The organism is Streptomyces sp. NPDC050704, assembly GCF_040654355.1.
Lineage (GTDB): Bacteria > Actinomycetota > Actinomycetes > Streptomycetales > Streptomycetaceae > Streptomyces.
The window spans coordinates 1-6188 of record NZ_JBFAHW010000233.1 but is presented as its reverse complement, the minus strand read 5'-3'; the positions used below and the strand labels follow the sequence as shown (position 1 = coordinate 6188).

Genomic DNA, 6188 nt, shown 5'->3' with positions numbered 1-6188 from the left:
GGACGGTTCCCGGTCCGCCGCACCACCCCGGCCTTGGTCACAGCGCCTGTGCCTAGTAGTGGCCCAGGTACATGAAGGTCGCGTAGTGGTCGTACGTGACGTAGACGTTGCCGGTGATGGAGTTGCGCACGATCCGCCGCGCGTTGCGTGAGCTCCTCGCCGAGCCGTGGTAGTCGATGTCGTACTCCACATAGGGAGACGTGTGGGTGCGGTCCGTCGAGTAGGCCTGGCTCGCCGATACGTGCTGCGCGTTCTGCTCCTGCCAGGCGAGGTCCCCGCTGCGGTCGTGGAACGTGCCGCCGTAATACACGAACTCGGTGTGCCCCGTGTACCTGTCCCGGTAGCCGAACCACTGGTTTCCGAACCCCGCATGAGGCCACCCGCGGTTGGGGTGCCAGTAGAGGTGGTAGTAGCTGTGCCCGTAGGAATAGTCGACCTGATTGAAGTCGATAGCGTGGTTGGCCCAGAAGTCCGCTGCCTCGACCGCGGCGTTCCAGTCGGCCCGGCTGACACCCGAGCCCGCCGGAGGGTTGTTGCACCACTGAGTGCAGGAGCCCGGCGGTGCCTGGGCGATCGCGGTGCCGGACTCGCCGATCGCGCCGCCCACGAGGGCGAGCAGCAGGCCCGCGACGGTCAGGGCCCGGCGGCGACCCCGGAGACGGGGCTTCGTGGGGCGTTCGGCGTCGGTGGCCGACGTCGGCGCAAGAGTGGAGGACATCGCTGGTTCCTTGCCTCGTTCCTGGGTTTCCCCGAGGCCATCCGCCTCGGTGCCCCTAAGGAACCGGTCGCGCGTAACAGTGGCTCAGCAGTGGCATCACAACCGCCCCGCAGATGTGATGCACGGCTGTTACACCAGCGGCTCGTGGGCGACGGCCTGGACCGCGTGATGGAGGCCGTCGCCGCACTACCGGCAGTCGCGCAGGATCTTGTGGTTCTTCAGGCCGCCGATGACGTGTTCCACCCGCACGCGGACCTTGCGGTGCTCGGCGTTGTCCTCCTCCTCGCCCGGGAGTAGAGCCCGCCCGGGGCGTTTGCGGTGCGATACCGGCATGCCGCAGTTGAGACAGGCTCCGTCGCCGAGCACGGTCACGCCCTGGCAGTGTTGGCTCAGTCCGGAGGCCCGCCAGGCGTGCGCGTCCGCACTGGTGCCCGGCACCGGCCGCAATCACCAGCCGGGGTCGGCGTCCACGATGACCTGCGCATTCGCTGAGAACCGGTAGTTACGGCTGGAGGCCGCCACACTGCGGTCAAGGACCGGAATCAACGTGCCGTCCACGATCCACAACCGATCTGCGGCATCGACCGGGTGGGAGACGGGCTCGAGCGCGAGCAACGGACCCAGCCCTTGGATGACCCGGCACACCGTGGAGGAGGACACTCCGAACAGCGGTCCCAGCTGCCGCATGGTCACGCTATTGCGGTAGTACACCGCCACCACGAGCACCCGCTCCGCCAGCGGCAAGGACCACGGCCGGTCCCGCAGGGTGCCGTCGCCGCCCCGCTCGCGCACTATCTTCAACAACCGCGCGAACTGCAGCACCTGCAGCACCTGTGAACGTCTCCACCCGCTCAACGCTCAACACCCCGGCCATACCAGGGAGATGCCCAGCTCAGAGCCTTGTGCAAAACGTTTTAGCCTCACTTACCTCCGCGCACTCTTGGCGTTTATGGTCCGTGGTCGAACATGGCCTCGAACTCGCTGAGGCTCTTGGCTGAGTGCCTGACGTGGGAGCGGCCTTCGCCTGATCCTGTGCTCCGTCAGAGAGGCACTTGACCAGCACGAAGGCCGTAGCAATGAGTCTGCCGCAGCGGGATGTCCCGCGGGATGCGTTTGCCGAACTGTCGTGCTTTCGGACGGAGTTCTATGCCTGCCTGGCCCAGAGGCCCGACGCCCTGTTCGAGTTGAGTGACGCCTTGCTGTGTGGACGGCCCGGTGAGGACGTTGGTCGAGCTGTCCCTGGCACCTGAGCATCAGCGTGGGCATGGCGCGTTGTACGGCGGGCTGAACCGCGGGCATCTGGATCTGTCTCGGCTGCGCAGGGCACTGGCGGGGCTGCCGCTTCCCCGGACGGAGGAGGGGCGGCTGGTCCTGGCGGTCGATGTCAGTAACTGGCTGCGGCCGGATGCCAATACCAGCCCGGGCCGGCTGTTCTGTCACACGTACGGTCGGGGCAGGGGCGCGGCCCAGATGATCCCCGGATGACCACGAAGTGCATCCGCCCCTTGGTGCTGATCGCCGACATCGCGTTCACCGAGAACCGGTTCCCTGTCCGCCGCACGATGGGCGTGCGGCCCTTCTCTCTCCCCCCGGTGCGAACCGGTGACCTGGTCGGAGCGGAATGCCGACCTGGTCGGCGAAGAGGATCTCACCGCCGTCTCCCTTCGCCTTCGCGTGGATCTTCAGCCAGGCCTCCTGGTGCCAACGCGCCACGGCCCGCCTGTCCGGGCGCTGGAAGGTCAACTCCCACCGCTTGAGATACTTGCCCACCCCTGCCCGGTTCGCTCAGCCGCACGACCGGCTCCCCCTGGCTGATTCTTCACCAGCCGCCGTCGCCGCTCCCCCGATTTATGGAAACCCCCCAACATCACCGTCGCCGACTGCCCGACACACGCAGCCCTGCCGCCCGTTGGCATGTGGCACGCCGGTCCTCTACACGCAGGCTCGTCCGTCCACCGCTCTGCACGCCTGCTGCACGCTTGTCCACCGGTTGTCCACCGGCGGCCACCAGACCGGGTAGGTACCACGAGGCAAAGCCAAGGAAAGGCAAAAGACCCAGGTCAGCGGGGTCTGACCTGGGCCTTCAGGGAGCCGCCTTCGGGATTCGAACCCGAGACCTACGCATTACGAGTGCACCGGCCCCAGACCACGAACCCTCCACCGCAGACCACCTCTTACCTCACAGCAGTTGCAAACTGCGGGGTAGCGCGACAGCGTGATGTCCCATCGACCCGAACCAGCTCAGAGGCGTCATCCGCCCCTCCGCTCCAGGGACTTTTCAGGGGCTTTCAGCTCTGTCTGAGGGACTTCCGAGGGACTTTTTGCCGCCTAACACGGCAAGCCCATGAAAGATCAGAAAGGGCCTCCGTCCCAGATCAGAGGCCCTTTCCCAGGCAAAGCCGCAGGTGGCGGCAGACGAGCCGAGCTATACGCCCAGAACAGTCTCATCGTCTGCAGAAACACACACTGACCTCTGCGGACATTCCGCCAGGCGTCGCGCATGATCCCGTCGGACAGGCGCGGGGTGCCGGGGACCGGCGAACCGGCTTCTTCGACGAGGACTTGCGGCGGCCACGGCGCTTCGGCATATCCGCCGGGCTGCCACATCCGGAACGGGTGCCAGGAGGCGCGGCAGGGGCGGGTACGAGCCGTCCGGCGGTTCCGTCGGGAGGGGCGCACGACCTTTGGCCCGGGTTTGGCTGCCGTGCGTGCGCTGTGGTGGAGTCGGACTGTCATAAGTCGGCGGCGGTGGCCGCGGGGCTGGAATGGGGTGGCATGGCCCGTGTGATCGTCCCGGTGTCCAGTGTGGGGGGTCTGGCGGTGCAGCCGCTGGCCTCGTCTCAGTACACGGGATGGGTAAGGGATCTGCTGGCCGGTGGCTGGGCCGCGGTGTTCGTGCCCGGGGACCCCGATCGGCTGGGGCGACTGCACCTGTGGCAGCCGTCGGATGCGGCGCCCGCCGCGCCGCCTCCGGATGGTGTCGAAGCGGGGCGCATCGAGCTGGTGCTGCCGCATGGTCGCTCGGTACGCCGCCGCGTCGTTGCCTCGTACGCGATCCCTCCGGCCGTGGCGGTGGCCGCCCTGCTCGGTGCCACGCCCGCTCATCCGTCCGCCGCCGCCTGGGCGGCCGCCGCGCGGCTGGCGCTGGGCATGCTGGCCGAGGGGCGGCTGCATCCGGCGTTGAGCGAGACCGCGTACGACGTCTGGAGGATCGGGCCGTACGACACCGCGTGGCGGCGAGCCGTCGACGAGCTGGCCGCCACCTTTCCGCCGCACGCGCACTGCCTTCCCCTGTCCGGCACCGTTCCGCTGCGGATCGCCGAACCGGCCGCCCTGGTCCGGGACTTCGCGGACGCCGCCGCCGACGCGCTCGCCCGCACCCCGGCCGCCCCGCTGGCGCTCGGCCACCTCCCCTACGCCTGGCGCGAGGTGCGCCCCGTCCCCGACCTGCGCACCTGGGCGGAGGAGACCGACGCGGCACTGTCGGCCAAGGTCACCGTCAGTCTGCGCGTCGAGCTGCCGACCGGGAGGCGGCAGCGCTTCCAGGCGGTGCTGCAACTGCACACCGCCGACGACCCCGCCCTAGTCGTCGAGGCCGCCGACCTGTGGGCCGACCCGGCCGCCGTACAGCGGCAGTTGGGGCCGCGTGCGGAGACCGAGGCGCTGCTGGCACTGCGGCGCGGCGCCCGCGCTTGGCCGCCACTGGAGCGGCTGCTCGACGAGGCCGTACCCGACCGGCTGCCGCTGAGTGACGACGAGGCCCTCGACCTGCTCGGGGATGCCACCGACGTCCTGCGCGACGCCGGGATCGCCGTGCACTGGCCGCGCGAGCTGGTCAAGGCGCTCACCGCGCGGGCCGAGATCGGGCAGCCGGGGGCTCCGGGCTCGGCCGCGCCCGGCCTGCTGGACGCCGACAGCCTGCTCGACTTCAGCTGGCGGATCGCGCTCGGCGACGAGCCGCTCACCGACGCCGAGTTGGACACCCTCGCCGAAGCCCGCCGCCCGCTGATCCGGCTGCGCGACCAATGGGTGATCGCCGACCCGAAACTCGTCGCCCGCGCCCGGCGCCGCCGCATGCAGCCACTCTCCCCCATGGAGGCGCTCACCACCGCCCTGACCGGCGAAGCGGAAGCGGACGGCGAGCGCGTTCCCGTACAGGCCACTGGGGCATTCGCCGCGCTCGTCGACCGCATCCGCGAACCGCAGGACCGTGAACCGGTGCCCCAGCCCGCCGAGTTGAAGGCCACCCTGCGCGGCTACCAGATGCGCGGACTGGCCTGGCTGGCCGACATGTGCGAACTCGGCCTCGGCGGCTGCCTCGCCGACGACATGGGCCTGGGCAAGACCATCACCCTGCTCGCCCTCCACCTGCACCGCCAGCGGCTTCCGGCCACCGCCGGGCCCACCCTGGTGGTCTGCCCCACCTCGCTGCTGGGCAACTGGGAGCGGGAGGCCGCCCGGTTCGCGCCCGGCACCCCGGTCCGCCGCTTTCACGGCGGCGACCGGCACCTCGACGACCTGGCGCGCGATGAGATCGTCCTGGTCACCTACGGAGTGCTCCGCCGTGACCGCAGGCGACTCGCCGACGTCCCCTGGTCGTTGATCGCCGCCGACGAGGCGCAGCACGCCAAGAACCCCTACAGCACCACCGCCCGCGAACTGCGCGCCCTGCCCGCCCGGGCCCGCGTCGCCCTGACCGGCACCCCGGTCGAGAACAACCTCTCCGAGCTGTGGGCGATCCTCGACTGGACCACCCCGGGCCTGCTCGGCCCGCTGCCCGTCTTCCGCGACCGGCACGCCCGCCCCGTCGAGTCCGGTCAGGACCCCCCGGCCGCCGAACGACTGGCCCGACTGGTACGCCCCTTCCTGCTGCGCCGGCACAAGTCCGACCCGGGCATCGCCCCCGAGCTTCCGGCGAAGACCGAGACCGACCGCGTCGTTCCCCTGTCCACCGAGCAGACGAGCCTGTACGAGGCGGTGGTGCGCGAGACCATGGACGCGATCCGCACAAGCGAAGGCATCGCGCGGCGCGGACTCGTCCTCAAACTCCTCACCGCGCTGAAGCAGATCTGCAACCACCCCGCCCAGTACCTGCGCCAGAGCGGCCCGCTGGACTCCGGCCGCTCCGGCAAGCTCGAACTCCTTGACGAACTCCTGGCCACCATCACCGCCGAGGGCGAGTCCGTCCTGGTCTTCACCCAGTACACGGTGATGGCGCGGCTCCTCGAACGGCACCTGGCCGAACAGGGCCGGGCGCCGCTCTTCCTGCACGGCGGCACACCGGTGTCCCGCCGCGAGGAGATGGTCGCCGCCTTCCAGGCCGGCGAGGCACCGGTCTTCCTGCTGTCCCTCAAGGCCGCCGGTACCGGCCTCAACCTCACCCGCGCCACCCATGTCGTGCACTACGACCGCTGGTGGAACCCGGCCGTCGAGGACCAGGCCACCGACCGCGCCCACCGCATCGGCCAGG

General features: G+C 70.0%; 2 protein-coding genes, 1 tRNA gene and 3 pseudogenes. 2 read left to right on the top strand and 4 right to left on the bottom strand.

Annotated elements, in window-relative coordinates; genetic code table 11:
- Positions 1-52: 52 nt before the first annotated feature.
- Together AB0I18_RS51400 and AB0I18_RS51395 are read right to left on the bottom strand one after the other, a co-directional pair.
- Entirely contained in the window at positions 53-718 is a 666-nt protein-coding gene (locus AB0I18_RS51400) for a ribonuclease domain-containing protein (protein ID WP_363112782.1), read from the bottom strand.
- 189 nt (positions 719-907) lie between these two features.
- Positions 908-1592: pseudogene (locus tag AB0I18_RS51395) on the bottom strand (transposase family protein); the annotation flags it as partial.
- Between the two features lie 202 nt (positions 1593-1794).
- Between AB0I18_RS51395 and AB0I18_RS51390 the strand changes: the two are divergent.
- A pseudogene (locus AB0I18_RS51390) lies at positions 1795-2200 on the top strand (transposase); the annotation flags it as partial.
- A 1-nt stretch (position 2201) separates the two neighbouring features.
- Here the strand turns inward: AB0I18_RS51390 and AB0I18_RS51385 are convergent.
- Both AB0I18_RS51385 and AB0I18_RS51380 read right to left on the bottom strand, forming a co-directional pair.
- Positions 2202-2491: pseudogene (locus tag AB0I18_RS51385) on the bottom strand (IS630 family transposase); the annotation flags it as partial.
- A gap of 319 nt (positions 2492-2810) precedes the next feature.
- Positions 2811-2874: transfer RNA gene (locus tag AB0I18_RS51380), tRNA-Thr, on the bottom strand.
- Between the two features lie 619 nt (positions 2875-3493).
- Here AB0I18_RS51380 and AB0I18_RS51375 point away from each other — a divergent pair.
- Positions 3494-6188: DEAD/DEAH box helicase (locus AB0I18_RS51375; protein WP_363112781.1), on the top strand; the 2695-nt coding region annotated here is incomplete at its 3' end.

Coding starts and splice junctions, on each gene's coding strand:
- AB0I18_RS51400 (WP_363112782.1), bottom strand. CDS start 718: ATGTCCTCCACTCTTGCGCCGACGTCGGCCACCGACGCCGAACGCCCC.